The 18,610-nt window shown below is 53.3% G+C and carries 16 protein-coding genes and 1 riboswitch; of the genes, 11 read left to right on the top strand and 5 right to left on the bottom strand.

Annotated elements, in window-relative coordinates; genetic code table 11:
* Window positions 1-180: 180 nt before the first annotated feature.
* Window positions 181-1,083, top strand: a complete 903-nt coding sequence (metF, locus tag ACFL9S_RS13300) for a methylenetetrahydrofolate reductase (protein WP_405262384.1) — start codon at window positions 181-183, stop codon at window positions 1,081-1,083.
* 98 nt (window positions 1,084-1,181) lie between these two features.
* Here the strand turns inward: metF and ppc are convergent, their stop codons facing one another.
* Both ppc and argE read right to left on the bottom strand, forming a co-directional pair.
* Window positions 1,182-3,833, bottom strand: coding sequence for a phosphoenolpyruvate carboxylase (gene ppc / locus ACFL9S_RS13295; RefSeq protein WP_405262383.1), 2,652 nt, complete (start codon window positions 3,831-3,833; stop codon window positions 1,182-1,184).
* A 245-nt stretch (window positions 3,834-4,078) separates the two neighbouring features.
* Window positions 4,079-5,230, bottom strand: a complete 1,152-nt coding sequence (gene argE / locus ACFL9S_RS13290) for an acetylornithine deacetylase (protein ID WP_405262382.1) — start codon at window positions 5,228-5,230, stop codon at window positions 4,079-4,081.
* A gap of 171 nt (window positions 5,231-5,401) precedes the next feature.
* Between argE and argB the strand changes: the two genes are divergently transcribed.
* Genes argB through argH form a run of 3 tightly spaced genes read left to right on the top strand, consistent with a single transcriptional unit; the run spans window position 5,402 to window position 8,870 of the window.
* Window positions 5,402-6,178 carry an acetylglutamate kinase gene (gene argB / locus ACFL9S_RS13285; protein WP_405262381.1) on the top strand — a complete coding sequence of 259 codons (777 nt, stop codon included), beginning with the start codon at window positions 5,402-5,404 and terminating at the stop codon, window positions 6,176-6,178.
* A 46-nt stretch (window positions 6,179-6,224) separates the two neighbouring features.
* On the top strand, window positions 6,225-7,439 hold the full coding sequence (locus ACFL9S_RS13280; RefSeq protein ID WP_405262380.1) for an argininosuccinate synthase: 1,215 nt from the start codon (window positions 6,225-6,227) through the stop codon (window positions 7,437-7,439).
* 57 nt (window positions 7,440-7,496) lie between these two features.
* A complete protein-coding gene (gene argH, locus ACFL9S_RS13275) occupies window positions 7,497-8,870 on the top strand; it encodes an argininosuccinate lyase (protein WP_405262379.1) in 1,374 nt (457 codons plus the stop codon).
* Between the two features lie 39 nt (window positions 8,871-8,909).
* On the opposite strand, the gene ACFL9S_RS13270 is transcribed toward argH, so the two are convergent.
* Entirely contained in the window at window positions 8,910-9,641 is a 732-nt protein-coding gene (locus ACFL9S_RS13270) for a glutathione peroxidase (protein ID WP_405262378.1), read from the bottom strand.
* A 135-nt stretch (window positions 9,642-9,776) separates the two neighbouring features.
* On the opposite strand from ACFL9S_RS13270, the gene oxyR reads away from it, so the two are divergent.
* Window positions 9,777-10,691, top strand: coding sequence for a DNA-binding transcriptional regulator OxyR (gene oxyR / locus ACFL9S_RS13265; RefSeq protein ID WP_405262377.1), 915 nt, complete (start codon window positions 9,777-9,779; stop codon window positions 10,689-10,691).
* On the opposite strand, the gene sthA is transcribed toward oxyR, so the two are convergent.
* Window positions 10,674-12,074: a Si-specific NAD(P)(+) transhydrogenase gene (sthA, locus tag ACFL9S_RS13260; protein ID WP_405262376.1), complete on the bottom strand. Its 1,401-nt coding sequence runs from the start codon at window positions 12,072-12,074 to the stop codon at window positions 10,674-10,676. The genes oxyR and sthA overlap by 18 nt on opposite strands.
* A 192-nt stretch (window positions 12,075-12,266) precedes the next feature.
* Here sthA and fabR point away from each other — a divergent pair, with 192 nt between their 5' ends.
* From fabR to ACFL9S_RS13240, 4 genes are all read left to right on the top strand, one after another.
* Window positions 12,267-12,908 carry an HTH-type transcriptional repressor FabR gene (fabR, locus tag ACFL9S_RS13255; protein ID WP_405262375.1) on the top strand — a complete coding sequence of 214 codons (642 nt, stop codon included), beginning with the start codon at window positions 12,267-12,269 and terminating at the stop codon, window positions 12,906-12,908.
* A gap of 65 nt (window positions 12,909-12,973) precedes the next feature.
* Window positions 12,974-13,333, top strand: coding sequence for a YijD family membrane protein (locus ACFL9S_RS13250; protein ID WP_405262374.1), 360 nt, complete (start codon window positions 12,974-12,976; stop codon window positions 13,331-13,333).
* Between the two features lie 204 nt (window positions 13,334-13,537).
* Window positions 13,538-14,113, top strand: a complete 576-nt coding sequence (locus tag ACFL9S_RS13245) for a hypothetical protein (RefSeq protein WP_405262373.1) — start codon at window positions 13,538-13,540, stop codon at window positions 14,111-14,113.
* A 7-nt stretch (window positions 14,114-14,120) separates the two neighbouring features.
* On the top strand, window positions 14,121-14,321 hold the full coding sequence (locus ACFL9S_RS13240; protein WP_405262372.1) for a helix-turn-helix domain-containing protein: 201 nt from the start codon (window positions 14,121-14,123) through the stop codon (window positions 14,319-14,321).
* A gap of 80 nt (window positions 14,322-14,401) precedes the next feature.
* On the opposite strand, the gene trmA is transcribed toward ACFL9S_RS13240, so the two are convergent.
* On the bottom strand, window positions 14,402-15,505 hold the full coding sequence (gene trmA, locus ACFL9S_RS13235) for a tRNA (uridine(54)-C5)-methyltransferase TrmA (RefSeq protein WP_405262371.1): 1,104 nt from the start codon (window positions 15,503-15,505) through the stop codon (window positions 14,402-14,404).
* A 124-nt stretch (window positions 15,506-15,629) separates the two neighbouring features.
* Window positions 15,630-15,811: riboswitch (cobalamin riboswitch) on the top strand.
* Between the two features lie 66 nt (window positions 15,812-15,877).
* Between trmA and btuB the strand changes: the two genes are divergently transcribed.
* Window positions 15,878-17,761, top strand: coding sequence for a TonB-dependent vitamin B12 receptor BtuB (gene btuB / locus ACFL9S_RS13230; RefSeq protein ID WP_405262370.1), 1,884 nt, complete (start codon window positions 15,878-15,880; stop codon window positions 17,759-17,761).
* On the top strand, window positions 17,706-18,557 hold the full coding sequence (gene murI / locus ACFL9S_RS13225) for a glutamate racemase (protein ID WP_405262369.1): 852 nt from the start codon (window positions 17,706-17,708) through the stop codon (window positions 18,555-18,557). The genes btuB and murI overlap by 56 nt, the downstream gene beginning before the upstream one ends.
* Window positions 18,558-18,610: the final 53 nt, after the last annotated feature.

The following is an 18,610-nucleotide window of genomic DNA, read 5'->3' as shown; positions in this document are numbered from 1 at the left end:
CGTATGCTTATCTTCCCATCATGAAATTCCCTCATCTTCGTTGAGGATTTGTCACGCCAGGCCATCATTTATCTGTTGACTGAATAACCAATTTCCGTCATTTTGAGTGTCTGGACGTCTAAACGGATAGACGTACAAGGCAGCGAGCCATCCTAAGCAGCGATCGATGAGGTAACGGGTATGAGTTTTTTCCACGCAAATCAGCGCGAAGCATTGAACCAAAGTCTTGCCGAAATCAGCGGGCAAATTAACGTTTCCTTTGAGTTCTTTCCGCCGCGTACCAGTGAAATGGAAGACACTCTGTGGAGCTCAATCGATCGCCTAAGCAGCCTGAAGCCAAAATTTGTTTCGGTTACCTACGGTGCCAACTCGGGTGAACGTGACCGTACCCATAGCATTATCAAGGGGATTAAAGATCGTACCGGTCTGGAAGCGGCACCGCACCTGACCTGTGTTGATGCTACCCGCGACGAGCTGCGCGCCATTGCCCAGGATTACTGGGACAATGGCATCCGCCATATCGTGGCGCTGCGCGGTGACCTGCCGCCGGGCGGTGGCAAGCCGGAAATGTACGGCGCCGATCTGGTCGCCTTGCTGAAAGAAGTGGGGGACTTCGATATTTCGGTTGCGGCCTACCCGGAAGTGCATCCGGAAGCGAAAAGCGCACAGGCTGACCTGATCAACCTGAAACGAAAAATTGATGCCGGAGCGAACCGCGCGATCACCCAGTTCTTCTTTGATGTGGAAAGCTACCTGCGCTTCCGTGACCGCTGCGTGTCTACCGGTATTGATGTTGAAATTGTCCCGGGGATTCTGCCGGTGTCGAACTTCAAGCAGTTGCAGCGCTTTGCCACTATGACCAACGTGCGCGTGCCGGGCTGGATGACCAGCATGTTTGAAGGGCTGGATAACGACCCGGAAACCCGCAAAATGGTCGGTGCCAACATCGCGATGGATATGGTGAAGATCCTCAGCCGCGAAGGGGTGAAAGATTTCCACTTCTACACGCTGAACCGTGCCGAAATGAGTTACGCTATTTGCCATACGCTGGGCGTGCGCCCGGGTGCGCAGATCATTGCCTGATCTGGCAGCAGAAATAAAAAAGGACGCGTCAGCGTCCTTTCTTGTTTAAGGGCGGACCAAAAAAGAAGGTCCGCCCCTACAAACCCCGTACGGGTAGATTAACCGGTATTACGCATCCCCGCCGCAACACCCGCAATCGTCACCATCAGCGCCTGCTCAACACGCGCATCCGGCTCTGCGCCTTCTGCTTCCTGCTGGCGTGAACGGTGTAACAGCTCGGCCTGCAAGACGTTCAGCGGGTCAGTGTAGACGTTACGCAGTGCAATCGATTCGGCAATCCATGGCTGGTCGGCCATCAGATGGGAATCGTTGGCGATGGTCAGCACCGCTTTAATATCCGAGTCCAGCTGGTCACGTAGCTGTTTGCCCAACGCCCACAGCGACTTATCGACCAGACGCTGATCGTAGTATTCCGCCAGCCACAGGTCGGCTTTCGAGAACACCATTTCCAGCATTCCCAGGCGCGTAGAGAAGAACGGCCAGTCACGACACATGGTCTCCAGCGTTTCCTGATGGCCATCTTCCATCGCTTTCTGCAATGCAGCACCGGCACCCAGCCAGGCTGGCAGCATCAGGCGGTTTTGCGTCCAGGCGAAGATCCACGGAATGGCGCGCAGTGACTCAACGCCACCCGTCGGACGGCGTTTTGCCGGACGTGAACCCAGCGGCAATTTGGCCAGCTCCAGCTCCGGTGTGGCAGAGCGGAAGTACGGCACGAAATCGGCGTGTTCACGCACATAGCCACGGTACATTTTGCAGGACACATCAGAGAGCTGATCCATGATGCTGTTCCACTCTGCCTTCGGCTCCGGTGGTGGCAGCAGGTTGGCTTCGAGGATCGCACCGGTATACAGCGACAGGCTGCTGATGGTGACTTCCGGCAGGCCGTATTTGAAGCGGATCATCTCGCCCTGCTCGGTGACGCGCAGGCCACCTTTCAGGCTGCCCGGAGGCTGAGACAGCAAGGCAGCATGCGCTGGCGCACCGCCACGGCCGATTGAACCGCCACGTCCGTGGAACAGCGTCAGGGTGATACCGGCTTTCTCGCAGGTTTTGATCAGCGCGTCCTGGGCCTGGTACTGTGCCCAGCTTGCCGCCATCACGCCCGCATCTTTCGCGGAGTCGGAATAGCCAATCATCACCATCTGTTTGCCCTGAATCAGGCCGCGATACCAGTCAATGTTGAGCAACTGGCTCATCACATCATTGGCATTATTCAGGTCATCGAGGGTTTCAAACAGGGGGGCAACCGGCATGGCGTAAGTAATGCCTGCTTCTTTCAGCAGCAGGTGAACCGCCAGCACGTCTGACGGCGTTTTCGCCATCGAGATAACATAGGCAGCAATTGAACCCTGCGGCACTTCTGCGGCGACGCGGCAGGTATCCAGCACCTCTTTGGTGTCGGCACTCGGTTCCCACTGACGTGGCATCAGCGGACGCTTGGAATTCAGTTCGCGGATCAGGAAGGCCTGTTTGTCAGCTTCTGACCAGCTTTCATAATCGCCAAGACCCAGGTAACGGGTGATCTCTGCAATGGCTTCAGTGTGGCGGGTGCTCTCCTGGCGCAGGTCAATACGCACCAGCGGTACGCCGAAGCACTTCACGCGGCGCATCGTATCGAGAAGCTGGCCGTTCGCAATGATACCCATCCCGCAAGCCTGCAGTGACTGGTAGCAGGTGTACAGCGGTTCCCACAGCTGATCGTTGGAGATCAGTAAATTGGCCGGGCGCGGTAAGCGCTCACCTTTCAGGCGGCGTTCGAGATAAGCCTGGGTGCTCATCAGCTGGCCACGCAGGTTTTTCATGATCTCGCGGTAAGGTTCCAGCGCTTCCGGGTTACCACACAGCTCACGCACTTCTGGCGTGCATTCGGACATCGACAGCTCAGAAACCAGCACGGCGATATCACGCAGGAACAGGTCGGTCGCTTTCCAGCGGCTCAGCTGTAAAACATGGCGGGTGATGTCGGCCGTGACGTTCGGGTTGCCGTCGCGGTCACCGCCCATCCAGGAGGTAAATTTCACCGGTACAAAATCAACCGGCAGGGTGTAGCCAAAAGCGGCTTCAACCTGTTCGTTTAGCTCGCGCAGGAACTGAGGAACACCTTCCCACAGGCTGTTTTCTACGACCGCAAAGCCCCATTTGGCTTCATCGACCGGTGTCGGGCGGTATTTGCGAATTTCATCGGTATGCCAGGCCTGTGCCACCAGCTGACGCAGGCGGCGCATAATCTTGCCCTGGTCATAGTCGGACAGATCGTTGTGATCCAGCTGTTGCAGGCAGGTATTCACTTCTACCAGCTTATGGATCAGGGTACGGCGGGTGATTTCAGTCGGGTGCGCGGTCAGAACAAGTTCAAGCGACAGGGATTCAATGGCTTCACGTACGGCGGCTTCTGTCAGATCCGGCTGCTGTTTCAGGCGTTCAAAGGTTTTCGCCAGCAGCTCCGGGTGATTCGCGCCTTCGCCTTTTGGCGAAATGGTGTGGTACTGCTCGGCCACGTTGGTCAGGTTAAGGAACTGGCTGAAAGCACGGGCAACCGGCAACAGTTCGTCATTGGACAGATTTTGCAGCGTGGACAGCAGTTCCTGACGGTGGGCATCATTTCCCGCACGTGATGACTTCGAGAGCTTACGGATGGTTTCTACCTGGTCCAGGATGTTCTCTCCCAGTGCATCCTTAATCGTATCCCCGAGCAGTTTGCCGAGCATACTGACATTACTTCGCATTGCGGAATATTGTTCGTTCATATGACCCCTGACACCCTTCTTGTATTTGTAGCTTTATTTCACCCTTGTGGGCATAACTTAGCCTTTTATCTAGCCACGTTAGCAACCATTCGTCAATTGACTTAAATTTGCCGCATCGTGACGCTAAATAGCGGGAATTTATGAAATTTAATTACAGCGGAGTGAGATAAGTTATTCTTATCATCCAGAATAATTGAAATTGCGGGCAACAAGCTGTTTTCACAGCCGTTTGCATTCTTTTTCACTTAATGGTGGCAAAAATGATGCACCACCTGGGCTATCAACTCGCGGGTAGGTTTGATAAATGCCGTGTCGATAAATTCATCCGGCTGGTGCGCCTGATCGATCGATCCCGGGCCTAAAACCAGTGTCGGGCAGATTTCCTGGATGAATGGCGCCTCGGTACAGTAGTTCACCACTTCCGTTTCTGTTCCCAGCAATTTCTCCACGACCTGCACCAGCTGATGCTCGCGCGGGCATTCATAACCCGGGATCGGTGGATGCAGTTCGCCCACGGTCAGGCGGCCTGGCCAGCGTGCACTGACGGGCGCCAGCGATTCATTCAGCAGCCCATCAAGATCGCTTAACGTCAGGCCCGGCAGCGGACGAATATCCATATGCAGTTCACAACAGGCGCAGATACGGTTGGCAGCGTCGCCACCGTTGATATGACCAAAATTCATGGTCGGGTAGGGGATCGCGAAGCCATCATGGTGGTAGCGCGTTTTCAGCGTATTACGCAGTTCCATCAGATGGGTAATCGACTCGTGCATCAGCTCAATGGCGTTGACGCCGCGCCCCGGATCGCTTGAGTGGCCGGACTGACCCTGAATGCGGATCACATTGGAGATATGGCCTTTGTGGGCGCGAACGGGTTTCAGTGAGGTGGGTTCACCGATAATCGCGCAGTCCGGCCGCAGGCTGGTGGTTTCAGAGAAAAACTTCGCGCCCGCCATCGTGGTTTCTTCGTCGGCGGTAGCAAGGATATACAGCGGTTTTTTCAGCGCTGACACGTCAATATCACGCAGAGTATCTAAAATGAAGGCGAAGAAGCCTTTCATATCCGCTGTGCCCAGACCGTACAGTTTGTTGTCGTGCTCGGTCAGGGTAAAGGGATCGCGCGTCCAGCGGCCATCGTCGAAGGGAACGGTATCGGTATGACCCGCCAGCAGCAGGCCTCCGGCGCCGTTGCCGCTCTTCGCCAGCATATTGAATTTGTTGCGCGTACCGGGGACGGGTTGGACTTCCACGCTGAAGCCAATATCGCGGAACCAGCCGGCCAGCAAATTGATTAAAGTCTGATTACTCTGATCGAGCGCACTGTCGGTTGCACTGATTGATGGCGTAGCAATCAACTGGCGGTAAATCTCGATAAAAGGGGGTAATTTTGTCTTCACTGTTGACAGTCCTTGAGTTAGGATAGTATCAATATTCATGCATTAATAGTGAATAAAAATACATTAATGACGACCGGATGGAAACCGATAAATTTGTCTTCCACGGTAGCAGTTCAACAGGCGTTTTGGCAGCCCTGAAGCGCAATGACTCACAGTGAGCGAGTGACTTTCATGACAAATCCGTTAATTATCAAGTTGGGTGGTGTGTTGCTGGACAGCGAAGAAGCGCTGGAGCGGCTGTTTGACGCCCTGGTGACTTACCGTGCTGCCCACCAACGCCCACTGCTGATTGTTCACGGTGGTGGCTGCCTGGTGGATGAGCTGATGACTAAGCTTGCGCTGCCAGTGAAGAAGAAAAACGGCCTGCGTGTGACACCCGCCGATCAGATTGACATTATTACCGGTGCGCTGGCCGGGACGGCGAACAAAACCCTGCTGGCCTGGTCGAAAAAACATGGCATTGAGGCTGTTGGCCTGTGCCTCGGTGACGGTGGTAGCGTCAATGTTGCGCCGTTTGATGATGAACTCGGACACGTGGGCCTGGCAACACCCGGTTCGCCGCGTCTGATCGCTACCCTGCTGGAAGCCGGTTATCTGCCGGTGGTGAGTTCGATTGGTATTACCCAGGATGGCCTGCTGATGAACGTCAACGCCGATCAGGCCGCGACGGCGCTGGCCGCCACCCTGGGCGCAGACCTGATTCTGCTCTCTGACGTGAGCGGTATTCTCGACGCCAATAAACAACGCATCGAAGAGATGACGGCAGAGAAAGCGGAACAGTTGATTGCTGACGGCGTGATCACTGACGGCATGATTGTTAAGGTGAATGCCGCACTGGACGCTGCCCGTACCCTGGGCCGTCCGGTGGATATTGCCAGCTGGCGCCATGCGGAACAGCTGCCAGCCCTGTTTAACGGCGTGTCTATTGGCACCCGTATCCTCGCTTAATTATCAACCTTTCCCGCAAGATGATGGGAAATTGAAGGAAGAGACAATGCAAGATAAAAGCATCAAAAAAATCGTACTGGCTTACTCCGGCGGTCTGGATACTTCGGCCATCATTCCCTGGCTGAAAGAGAACTACGGCGGCTGTGAAGTGGTGGCATTCGTGGCGGATATCGGCCAGGAACGTGGCGATCTGGAAGGCGTGGAGCAGAAAGCGCTGCAATCCGGTGCTTCAGAGTGTCACGTGGTGGACCTGCGCGAAGAGTTCATCAGCGAGTACGTTTATCCGGTGCTGCAAACGGGTGCGCTGTACGAAGGCACCTACCTGCTGGGGACGTCAATGGCGCGCCCAATTATCGCTAAAGCTCAGGTTGAACTGGCATTGAAAGTGGGTGCAGATGCGCTGTGCCACGGTGCGACCGGTAAAGGTAACGACCAGGTGCGTTTCGAAACCACCTACACCGCACTGGCACCGCATCTGAAGGTTGTTGCGCCGTGGCGTGAGTGGAACCTGCGTTCCCGTGAAGCCCTGCTGGACTACCTGAAAGAACGTAATATCCCGACCACCGCGTCGCTGGAAAAAATCTACAGCCGTGATGAAAACGCATGGCACATCTCCACCGAAGGCGGCGTGCTGGAAAGCCCGTGGAATGCACCGAACAAAGATTGCTGGGTGTGGACCGTTGACCCGTTGGAAGCACCGGACCAGCCTGAGCAGGTGACTGTTGCTGTTGAGAAAGGCCGCGTTGTTGCCGTAAACGGTGAAGCGTTAAGCCCGTTCGGCTGCCTGGACAAACTGAATGCTATCGGTGCCCGTCACGGTGTTGGCCGTATCGATATCGTGGAAAACCGTCTGGTGGGCATCAAGTCCCGTGGCTGTTACGAAACCCCGGGCGGCACCATTATGGTGAATGCGCTGCGTGCGGTTGAGCAGCTGGTTCTGGACCGTGACAGCTTCAAATGGCGTGAGCAGCTGGGCCTGGAAATGTCCTATGTGGTTTACGATGGCCGCTGGTTCGCGCCGCTGCGTAAATCCATTCAGGCGTCCGCCGCTGCCCTGGCAGAAGAAGTGAACGGTGAAGTGGTTCTGCAACTGTACAAAGGCCAGGTCACAGCGATTCAGAAGAAATCCGCTAACAGCCTGTACTCTGAAGAGTTTGCGACCTTCGGTGAAGATGAAGTGTACGATCACCGTCATGCTGGCGGCTTTATCCGTCTGTTCTCACTCTCTTCACGCATCCGTGCGCTGAACGAGAAGAAGTAATCTTTTTTGGGCGAGGCGTGCCTCGCCCTTTCAACATTTCTGAATGGAGTACTGAGCATGGCACTTTGGGGTGGACGGTTTACGCAGGCAGCAGATCAACGTTTCAAGCTTTTCAATGACTCACTGCGCTTCGACTATCGTCTGGCAGAGCAGGACATCACTGGTTCCATTGCCTGGTCCAAAGCGCTGGTGACGGTCAATGTATTAACCGCAGAAGAACAGCAGCAGCTGGAAGTGGCGCTGAATGTTCTGCTGGAAGACGTGCGCGCGAATCCACAGCAAATTCTGGAAAGCGATGCCGAAGATATTCACAGCTGGGTGGAAGGCAAACTGATCGACAAGGTCGGTGCGCTGGGTAAAAAACTCCACACTGGCCGTAGCCGTAATGACCAGGTCGCAACCGACCTGAAACTGTGGTGTAAAGCGCAGGTCAGCGAACTGATGATCGCCACACGCCAGTTCCAGCAGGCGCTGGTGGCGACGGCGGAAGCCAATCAGGACGCCGTTATGCCGGGCTATACCCACCTGCAACGCGCCCAGCCGGTGACGTTTGCACATTGGTGCCTGGCCTACGTTGAGATGCTGGCGCGCGATGAAAGCCGTCTGCAGGATACCCTGAAACGCCTTGACGTTAGCCCGCTGGGCTGCGGTGCGCTGGCAGGAACAGCCTATGAAATCGACCGCGAGCAGCTGGCTGGCTGGTTAGGTTTCGCCTCGGCGACCCGTAACAGTCTGGACACTGTCTCTGACCGTGACCACGTGCTGGAACTGCTGTCCGATGCCTCCATCGGCATGATTCATCTGTCGCGCTTTGCCGAAGATCTGATCTTCTTCAACACCGGCGAATCCGGTTTTGTTGAGCTGTCAGATAAAGTCACTTCAGGTTCATCCCTGATGCCGCAGAAGAAAAACCCGGATGCGCTGGAACTGATCCGTGGCAAAGTCGGCCGCGTACAGGGCGCGTTGACCGCGATGAGCATGACCCTGAAAGGTCTGCCGCTGGCGTATAACAAAGATATGCAGGAAGACAAAGAAGGGCTGTTTGACGCGCTCGATACCTGGTCTGATTGCCTGCACATGGCGGCACTGGTGCTGGATGGCATTCAGGTGAAACGCCCACGTTGCCAGGAAGCGGCTGAGCAGGGTTATGCGAATTCGACGGAGCTGGCGGACTATCTGGTCGCGAAAGGCGTGCCATTCCGTGAAGCTCACCACATTGTGGGTGAAACGGTGGTCGAAGCGATTAAACAGGGTGTGGCGCTGGAAGCGCTGACGCTGGCTGACTTGCAGAAGTTCAGCAGTGTGATCGGGGAGGATGTATACCCGTTCCTGTCGCTGCAATCCTGCCTGGATAAACGCAACGCGAAAGGCGGTGTTTCCCCGCATCAGGTATCCAAAGCGATTACTGAAGCGAAACAGCGTCTGGCGTAATGAGGCGTAAGGGATGGGTACGCCCATCCCTTTTACAGTTTATGCCGTAAAGAACTTCTCTAAATCATCGCTACCGCCAATATGGCGACCACCGATAAATACCTGAGGTACGGTGGCACGGCCGGTAACGGCGCGCAGGCTGACAGTGGTGGCATCCTGACCCAGCACGATCTCTTCAAACTGAATCCCACGATCTAACAGCATCTGTTTGGCTTTGGCGCAGAACGAGCAACCTGGCTTGGTAAACAGGGAGACCGATTCCTGTACCTTAAATTCTGGTGCGACGTAGCGCAGCATAGTATCGGCATCAGACACTTCAAACGGGTCGCCTGGCTTGTTGGGTTCTACAAACATCTTTTCGACCACGCCGTTACGCACCAGCATCGAGTAGCGCCATGAACGCGGACCGAATCCGAGATCGGCTTTCTCAACCAGCATCTCCATGCCGCGAGTGAACTCACCGTTACCATCAGGGATAAACGTGATGTGCTCGGCGTGCTGATCGGCTTTCCAGGCATTCATCACAAACGTGTCGTTAACCGATACGCAGAGGATGTTGTCCACGCCGTGTTTTTTGAACACATCAGAGAGTTCGTTGTAGCGCGGCAGATGGCTGGATGAGCAGGTGGGAGTAAACGCGCCCGGCAGTGAGAAAACAACCACGGTTTTGTCTTTAAACAGCTCATCAGTGGTGACATCGACCCAACTGTCGCCCTGACGTGTGTGAAAAGTGACCTGCGGGATGGATTTACCTTCCTGACTTGCAAACATAAACGACCTCAAGATTGTGGAATGTGGTGTGTCCTTTTTTGGCACCGGCACATTATTATCATTCAGGCTTGATAGGGATAATCGTTGGTTGCTATGCTATCTATCGTCACGGTCTATCGTGAAAAAGAGGATAAGATGAATATTCGTGATCTGGAGTATCTGGTTTCGCTAGCTGAACACCGCCATTTTCGTCGCGCAGCCGATGCCTGCCATGTGAGTCAGCCAACGTTAAGTGGGCAGATTCGTAAGCTGGAAGATGAGCTGGGAGTGATGCTGCTGGAACGTACCAGTCGTAAGGTGCTATTCACTCAGGCAGGTCTGTTGCTGGTGGATCAGGCTCGTACCGTGCTGCGTGAAGTCAAAGTGCTCAAAGAGATGGCCAGCCAGCAGGGTGAGGCGATGTCCGGCCCGTTGCACATTGGTCTGATCCCGACCGTTGGCCCGTATCTGCTACCGCAGATTATCCCTACGCTCCATCAGACTTTCCCTAAGCTGGAGATGTATCTGCACGAAGCGCAAACACAGCAACTGCTGGCGCAACTCGACAGCGGCAAGCTGGACTGTGCGATCCTCGCGCTGGTGAAAGAGTCAGAAGCGTTTATTGAAGTCCCGCTGTTTGATGAGCCGATGAAGCTGGCAATCTATGCGGATCACCCGTGGCATGACCGCGATCTGGTACCGATGTCGGATCTGGCCGGGGAGAAACTGCTGATGCTGGAAGATGGTCACTGTCTGCGCGATCAGGCGATGGGTTTCTGCTTCCAGGCGGGAGCGGATGAAGATACGCATTTCCGTGCGACCAGTCTGGAAACACTGCGTAATATGGTGGCGGCGGGCAGCGGTATCACACTGTTACCTTCACTGGCCGTACCGAAAGAAAGGGTGCGCGATGGCGTGTGTTATCTGTCCTGCTACAAGCCAGTGCCACAGCGCACTATCGTTCTGGTGTATCGCCCGGGTTCACCTCTGCGTGGCCGTTATGAACAGCTGGCAGAGGCGATCCGTGAGCATATGCGGGATGTGATGGCGCGTTTAGAACAATCGGTTTAGGCCGTTCAGCGCCGCTACCCGGTAGGCTTCCGCCATGGTTGGGTAGTTAAAGGTGGTATTCACGAAGTACTCAATCGTGTTACCACCGTTCTTCTGTTCCATAATCGCCTGACCGATATGGATAATCTCCGCAGCACGTTCACCGAAGCAGTGAATACCGAGGATTTCTTTGGTTTCGCGGTGGAACAGAATTTTCAGGCTACCGACGTGCATGCCAACAATCTGCGCACGTGCCAGGTGTTTAAACTGTGCACGGCCCACCTCATACGGCACTTTCATCGCCGTCAGCTGCTGCTCGGTTTTGCCGACGGAGCTGATTTCCGGAATGGTATAGATACCCGTAGGAATATCTTCGATCAGATGCCCGGTAGCCTCACCCTTGATCATCGCCTGGGCAGCAATACGGCCTTGATCGTAGGCAGCTGATGCCAGGCTTGGATACCCGATGACATCGCCCACCGCATAGATATGCGGCTGCGCCGTCTGATACATGCTGTTGACCTTCAGCAGACCACGTCCATCGGCTTCCAGCCCGACGCTTTCCAGCCCCAATGCATCAGTGTTACCTGTGCGGCCGTTAGCGTACAGCAGACAGTCGGCTTTCAGTTTTTTACCGGATTTCAGATGCATGATCACGCCATCTGCCACACCTTCAATTTTCTCAAACTCTTCGTTGTGGCGAATAACCACACCGTTATTCCAGAAATGATAGGAAAGCGAGTCTGACATTTCCTGATCGAGGAAGGCCAGCAACCGGTCACGGGTATTGATCAGGTCAACTTTGACGGACAGACCACGGAAAATCGACGCATATTCACAACCAATCACCCCTGCGCCATAGATAATCACATGGCCAGGTTCATGGTGCAGATTCAGGATGGAGTCGCTGTCATAAATGCGTGGGTGGGTAAAATCGACATCCGGCGGATGGTAAGGGCGTGATCCGCAGGCGATGACAAATTTTCCTGCGGTCAGGCGCTCAATGCTGCCATCGTGGCTCTCGATTTCAATGGTGTTGGCATCGACAAAGCGTGCATCCCCCTGGAACAGTTCACAGTGGTTGCGCTCATAGAAGCCCTGGCGCATATGGGTTTGCTGGCTGATAACGTTTTCTGTGTGATTCAGAATATCGGCAAAAGAAGAACGCAGAAGACGTGTGTGGTCGCTATACAGTGGGTTCTGGTTGAACTCGATAATGCGGCTAACGGCGTGACGCAACGCTTTCGATGGGATGGTTCCCCAGTGTGTACATCCGCCACCAATATTGTGGTAGCGCTCGATGACGGCAATGCGTGCCCCTTGCTTCACCAGTCCCATTGCGGCGCCTTCACCGCCAGGACCGGAACCAATTACAATGGCGTCGTAATCATAAGACTGTTGCATACCAATACGTCCTATTTTCTTATACAATTTTACAACGAGATTCTAACATCTCGCGCCTCAGTTCCCAATTCTAACCGTGCTTTTCGCCATTAAATGCCAAATTGCGGAGTTAACAGCCGCTCACAAAGTTTGCCCCACTGTACGCTGAAATTTTTGCTATAGTGCCCACTTGCAGGCTAAACAGGCACAAAAATGGGCGTTAGAGCGCAGCAAAAAGAACGTACACGACGTTCACTTATCGAAGCGGCATTTAGTCAACTCAGTGCCGAACGTAGTTTTGCCAGCCTCAGTTTGCGGGAAGTTGCCAGGGAGGCGGGGATTGCCCCAACGTCATTCTATCGTCACTTTCGTGATGTAGATGAATTGGGATTAACCATGGTAGACGAAAGTGGTCTGATGCTGCGGCAGTTGATGCGTCAGGCGCGTCAGCGTATTGCCAAAGGTGGCAGTGTTATCCGTACATCGGTTTCTACCTTTATGGAGTTTATTGGTAACAACCCAAATGCCTTTCGGTTACTGCTGCGTGAACGCTCCGGCACGTCATCCGCATTTCGTGCCGCTGTTGCCCGTGAAATTCAGCACTTTATTGCTGAACTGGCCGATTATCTTGAAATTGAAAACCGTATGCCGCGCAGCTTCACTGAAGCGCAGGCAGAAGCGATGGTTATTATCGTGTTTAACGCTGGCGCTGAAGCGCTGGATATTGATGCCGATCAACGGCGTCAACTGGAAGAACGGCTGGTGCTGCAACTGCGGATGATCTCCAAAGGGGCATATTACTGGTATCGTCGTGAGCAGGAGAAGCTGGCGGTGACGCTGGAATCCAAAGACTAAGCGGTCTGGCCCTGGGCCAAAATGGCAACTAACTTAGCCGACCGTAACAAATTCAAGGGGATGGCATGAATTTAGCGACTGGCCGCGATAAAGGCACTCTGCTGTTAACGTTTCTCACCGGATTGTCGATTAATGGCTCATTTTCGGTGCTGTTCAGCGCGGTAGTGCCCTTTTCTATTTTTCCCCTGATTGCTCTGGGTCTGTCGGCCTGGTGCCTGCATCAACGCTATCTTAACCGTGCCATGCCAGACGGTATGCCCTCGCTGGCTGCGGGATTCTTCCTGCTGGGCATCCTGGTCTACAGCGCGCTGGTGCGTGCTGAATACCCGGAGATTGGATCAAACTTTGTGCCGGCAATCCTGATGGTTGTGATGGTATTCTGGCTTGGTCTGCGAATCAGACGAGGTTCATCCTCCGGCGAGTAACTAAATTCCCCGGTGCAGCGATAAAGCCTGCGTCGGTTTTTTTCCCTCTTGTGCCCTATGCCCCTTTTTCTGCGCCTGTTCCCTTCATCAGGGGGGCTTGGTGCTGCCAACTTCCCGTTGAAAAACCGTGTTTTCATGTTATTGACAGTAAAAAATTAATGTAATACGATAATTTTTTATCGCAATATAATCAGGGAAGTGACTATGCAGTACAATGCGAAGGATGGAAAGCCAACGGTTCTGCCGCTTTACGTGCGCGCGCTCTGTGTTATTACACTACTTTTGCTGGCACTGAGTGCGCTGTTTGAACTGTGGATGATGATTTCCCCATGGTTTCAGGGCGTTGCCTTCCGATCTATTGTGGCGGGTTATCAGGAAGCTATGCCATGTTTACGGGAATATGTTATTCCACTGACGCCCCTGGTTTATATTGGCACTCTTATTCTTGATTTTCTTAGTTTTATTCCTTACTACGCGGCACTTTTTTCGGCGGCATTTCTGTTTTATTCTTTCTTCTGCGGCTTTGTCTGGACGAAAAAGAACATTAACCTACTCAAGGCTATCAGTGCGTTGATTATCTTTGATGCGATTTTTCCGGTAATCAAAGATTTCCTGCAAGTACTGTTGTTTACACTGGATGGAGAACATATTTTCCAGATATCTCTGGGATTCAGCGCCGGGCCGATACGCTCCGTTATCGTTGGATTTTCAGTGTATGTATTTGGTGTGGTGATCGATAAAGCAAAGAAAATAGATGATGAAATTCAACTAATTGTATGAGGTTCTCTTGGCGATTATTATTAATCTCGATGTGATGCTGGCGAAGCGTAAAATGCGCTCAAAAGAACTTGCCGGATTGATTGGGATTACCGAACAAAACTTGTCCTTATTAAAAACGGGAAAAGTGAAAGGCATCCGTCTGGAAACACTGGATAAGATTTGCCAGGAGCTGGATTGCCAGCCCGGCGATATTCTTCTTTTTCAATAAGGTAAGTTATCACTCCGCTGTGGATTGGATGCGTCATGACTCTTCTTCTCACAGCCCCTGGCAGGCAGAGGCATCATGATTTAAACGCGTTGGGTCAGCAACACACCGCACTCCATATGGTGCGTGTAGGGGAACTGGTCGAACAATGCCAGACGCGTAATCTCATGAGTGGTCGACAAGGTGGCGAGGTTCTCGCAAAGCGTTGTCGGGTTGCAGGAGATATAAAGGATACGCGGATACGTCTGTACCATCTTCACCGTTTCGTCATCCAGGCCGCTGCGCGGAGGATCGACGAAAATGGTTTCGCACTCATAGCTGGTCAGATCGATGCCTTCCAGACGTCTGAAACTTCTCTCCCCGTTCATTGCCTGAGTAAACTCTTCTGCCGCCATACGGATAATCTGTACGTTATCAATCTGGTTTACCGCGATATTGTACTGAGCGGAGGCGACCGAGGGTTTGGCGATTTCCGTTGCCAGTACGCGGCGGAAGTTACGTGCCAGCGCCAGCGAGAAATTGCCATTGCCGCAGTAAAGCTCCAGCAGGTCGCCCCGAGAATCGCGCGTGGCATCCAGCGCCCATTCCAGCATCTTCACATTCATTACCGCGTTTGGCTGCGTAAAGCTGTTTTCCACCTGGCGATAGATCATCTCACGGCCATCCACCATCAGACGTTCATCAACAAAATCCTGATCCAGACAGATTTTGGTTTTAGTGGCGCGGCCAATCAGATGCAGATCGAAACCTTCAGCGCGCAGCGCATCGCGCAATAGCGTGGCAGCCTGCTGCCATTCATCGTCCAGCTTACGGTGATAGAGCATAGAGACGACGATCTGGCCGCTGACCGTCGACAGGTAGTCGATCTGGAAAAGTTTAAAACGCAGAGCGCGCTGGTCGCGCACGGCATCGATCAGCCGGGGCATCAGGCGGTTAATCAGCTCACTGGCGGCCGGGAAACTGTCTACCCGGATGCGGTCATGTGTCTTTTGATCGAAGATAATATGGTACAGGTCATCACCGTCATGCCAGATACGGAACTCTGCACGCATCCGGTAATGGCTGACCGGTGAACGAAAGACCTCGACGTCGGGAGCATTATACGCCGACATCATGGATGTCAGTCGTGTCACTTTCTCTGTGAGTTGGTCATCATAGTGTTCAACAGGCAGTTGTTCGGGTGTCATGGGCGTTCCTGAGTATGTGGCAGTGATAGCCGGGCGATTGTAGGGATTCTTTACCTCATGTCCAGTATTGTCCACGATCCACCTATTATGGATGTCTAGATGCCTGGACTTCTAACACATTTGTTCATAAAATGCGTTCCCCGGCCTCCCACGAGTTAAAAGGGAATCCAGTGTAAATCTGGAGCTGACGCGCAGCGGTATAGAATGTCGTGACAATAGCGTAACGCAGACACTGTCTTTTGATGGGAAGTCATTGCCACCCAACGATTCTGAGCCCGAAGACCTGCCGGATTAACGTCGCATTTTTTACGGTCATCGCGTGCTATCGATCGTATGCCTGCGGCATCCTGCACATTTTTTGGATGCTTGGTCATGATTACAACAAAAAATACGCTGTTGGCGTTTAGCGCTACGGCAATTTCACTCTGGGCGCAAAACGGCTTCGCACAGGACAGCAATGAAGAAACGCAGGTTGTGACTGCGAATCGTTTTGAACAGCCAGTATCTTCAGTATTAGCCCCTACCACCGTGGTCACCAAAGAGCAGATCGACCGCTGGCAGTCAAAAACGCTGACGGATGTGATGCGTCGCCTTCCGGGTGTCGATATTGCCCAAAATGGTGGAATGGGTCAGCAAAGCTCACTGTTTATTCGCGGTACTAACTCCAACCATGTTCTGGTCTTGATTGATGGCGTTCGCCTTAATCAGGCGGGAATCAGTGGTGCCTCCGATCTCAGCCAGATCCCTATCTCACTGGTTCAGCGTATTGAATATGTCCGTGGTGCGCGTTCAGCGGTTTATGGTTCTGATGCCATTGGTGGCGTGGTTAACATTATTACCGGGCGTGACAAGCCAGGCACAACATTAACTGCCGGTGTCGGTTCGAAAGGCTATCAGTCTTATGATGGTTCCACGCAGCAGCAATTAGGCGAAGATACGTTGCTGACGCTGGCAGGCAGCTACACCTATACCAAAGGGTATGATGTGGTAGCAGGATACCCGGATGCTTTTGGTGACCCGGCGCAGCCTGACCGCGATGGCTACATGAGTAAATCGCTCTATGGCGCAGTTGAACATCAGTTCAACGATGAATTCAGCGGCTTCTTCCGTGGTTACGGTTTTGATAATCGTACTGACTATGACGGTTCGCTAACGTACGACAATTCAACATTCGCGTTATTGGGGATGCCTGATACCCGTCAGCTCTATAGCCAGAGCTGGGATACGGGCCTGCGTTTTAACCGCGGCATCTATTCTTCGCAACTGATTGGCAGCTATAGCCATACTAAAGACCTCAACTTTGACCCTACAAAAGGGCGCTATGGCCCGGCTTCTTCGCTGGATGATGTGCAACAGTATAATGTGCAGTGGGGTAACACCCTGGCCGTTGGTTATGGCACGGTTAGCGGTGGCGTTGACTGGCAGAAACAAACTTCCCAACCCGGCACTAACTATGTGACGGCGGGACAGGAGCAACGCAATACCGGTATTTACGCGACGACTCAGCAGAAGCTGGGTAGCGTGACGCTGGAAGGGGCAGTACGTGGCGACGACAACAATGCGTTTGGCTGGCATAACACCTGGCAGAGCAGTGCAGCCTGGGAGTTTGTTGATGGTTACAGCGTGTTTGCTTCCTATGGTACTGCGTTTAAAGCGCCAAACCTCAATCAGGTTTATAGCGAAAGTTATGGTAATCGTGATCTGAAACCAGAGGAAAGCAAGCAGTGGGAAGGCGGTTTCGAAGGCTTAACGGGGCCGGTTAACTGGCGCCTGTCCGGCTATCGTAACGACATCGATAATCTCATTAACTTCGATTCCACGTCGCATTACAGCAATATCAATAAAGCCCGTATTAAGGGTGTTGAAGCGACAGCCTCATTTGAAACGGGCCCGCTGGCACATACGCTCTCTTACGACTATCTCGATCCGCGTAATTCAGTAACCAATGAAGTGCTGGCGCGTCGTGCAAAACAGCAGGTGAAGTATCAGCTGGACTGGACAGTGGCATCATTTGACTGGTCGCTGAACTATCAGTACCTCGGTGAGCGCTATGATACCGACTACAGTGTTTCTCCAAGCCCAAGAGTGAAAATGGGTGGCGTAAGCTTGTGGGATCTCGCGGTTTCGTATCCAGTCACATCCCATCTCACTGTTCGTGGTAGAATTGCCAACCTGTTCGATAAAGATTACGAGACAGCGTATGGCTATGAAACCCCTGGACGGGAATACTACCTCAGCGGCAGCTACACCTTCTAAACCGCGCCCCACCGTGCTGGTCTTTGACTCCGGCGTCGGTGGGCTTTCTGTCTATGATGAGATCCGCAAATTATTGCCGGATCTCCATTATCTCTATGCTTTCGACAACGTTGCTTTCCCCTATGGCGAAAAGTCGGAAGAGTTCATCGTTGAGCGTGTGGTGGCCATCGTGGAAGCGGTCACTCGCCTCTATCCTCTTGCGCTGGTGGTTATCGCCTGTAACTCGGCGAGTACCGTGACGCTCCCTGCTCTGCGTGAACGTTTTGAATTCCCAGTAGTGGGTGTTGTGCCCGCGATTAAACCTGCCGCACGTCTGACTCGCAATGGTGTTGTTGGCCTGCTGGCAACGCGTGGTACGGTAAAGCGTCCTTATACTAAAGAGCTGGTGGCGCGTTTTGGTGGCGAGTGTAAAACCGAGATGCTGGGTTCTGCGGAGCTGGTGGAGCTGGCTGAAGCCAAACTGCATGGTCAGCCTGTCCCTATAGAAGAAGTAAAACGTATCCTGCAGCCCTGGCTACGTATGCAGGAGCCACCGGATACCGTGGTGCTGGGCTGTACTCACTTCCCTCTTATAAGTGAAGAGTTACAGCAGGTATTGCCAGAAGGGACGCGTTTAATCGATTCTGGTGCCGCCATTGCCCGTCGTACGGTGTGGTTGCTGGAAAATGAATCCCCTGAAGCATTTTCTCAAGACGAGAACATGGCTTTATGTATGGAGATTACCGCACAGGCAGTACAATTAATGCCCGTTTTACAACGGTATGGCTTTGCTAAGCTCGAAAAACTCGCGCTTTAGGGGGCTTTAGGGTAAAAAAACGCCACTCGGAAAGTTTTTTGCAATTAGCCCTT

Source organism: Erwinia sp. AnSW2-5, from assembly GCF_045107195.1.
GTDB lineage: Bacteria > Pseudomonadota > Gammaproteobacteria > Enterobacterales > Enterobacteriaceae > Erwinia.
This window is presented reverse-complemented; position numbering and strand designations above follow the sequence as displayed.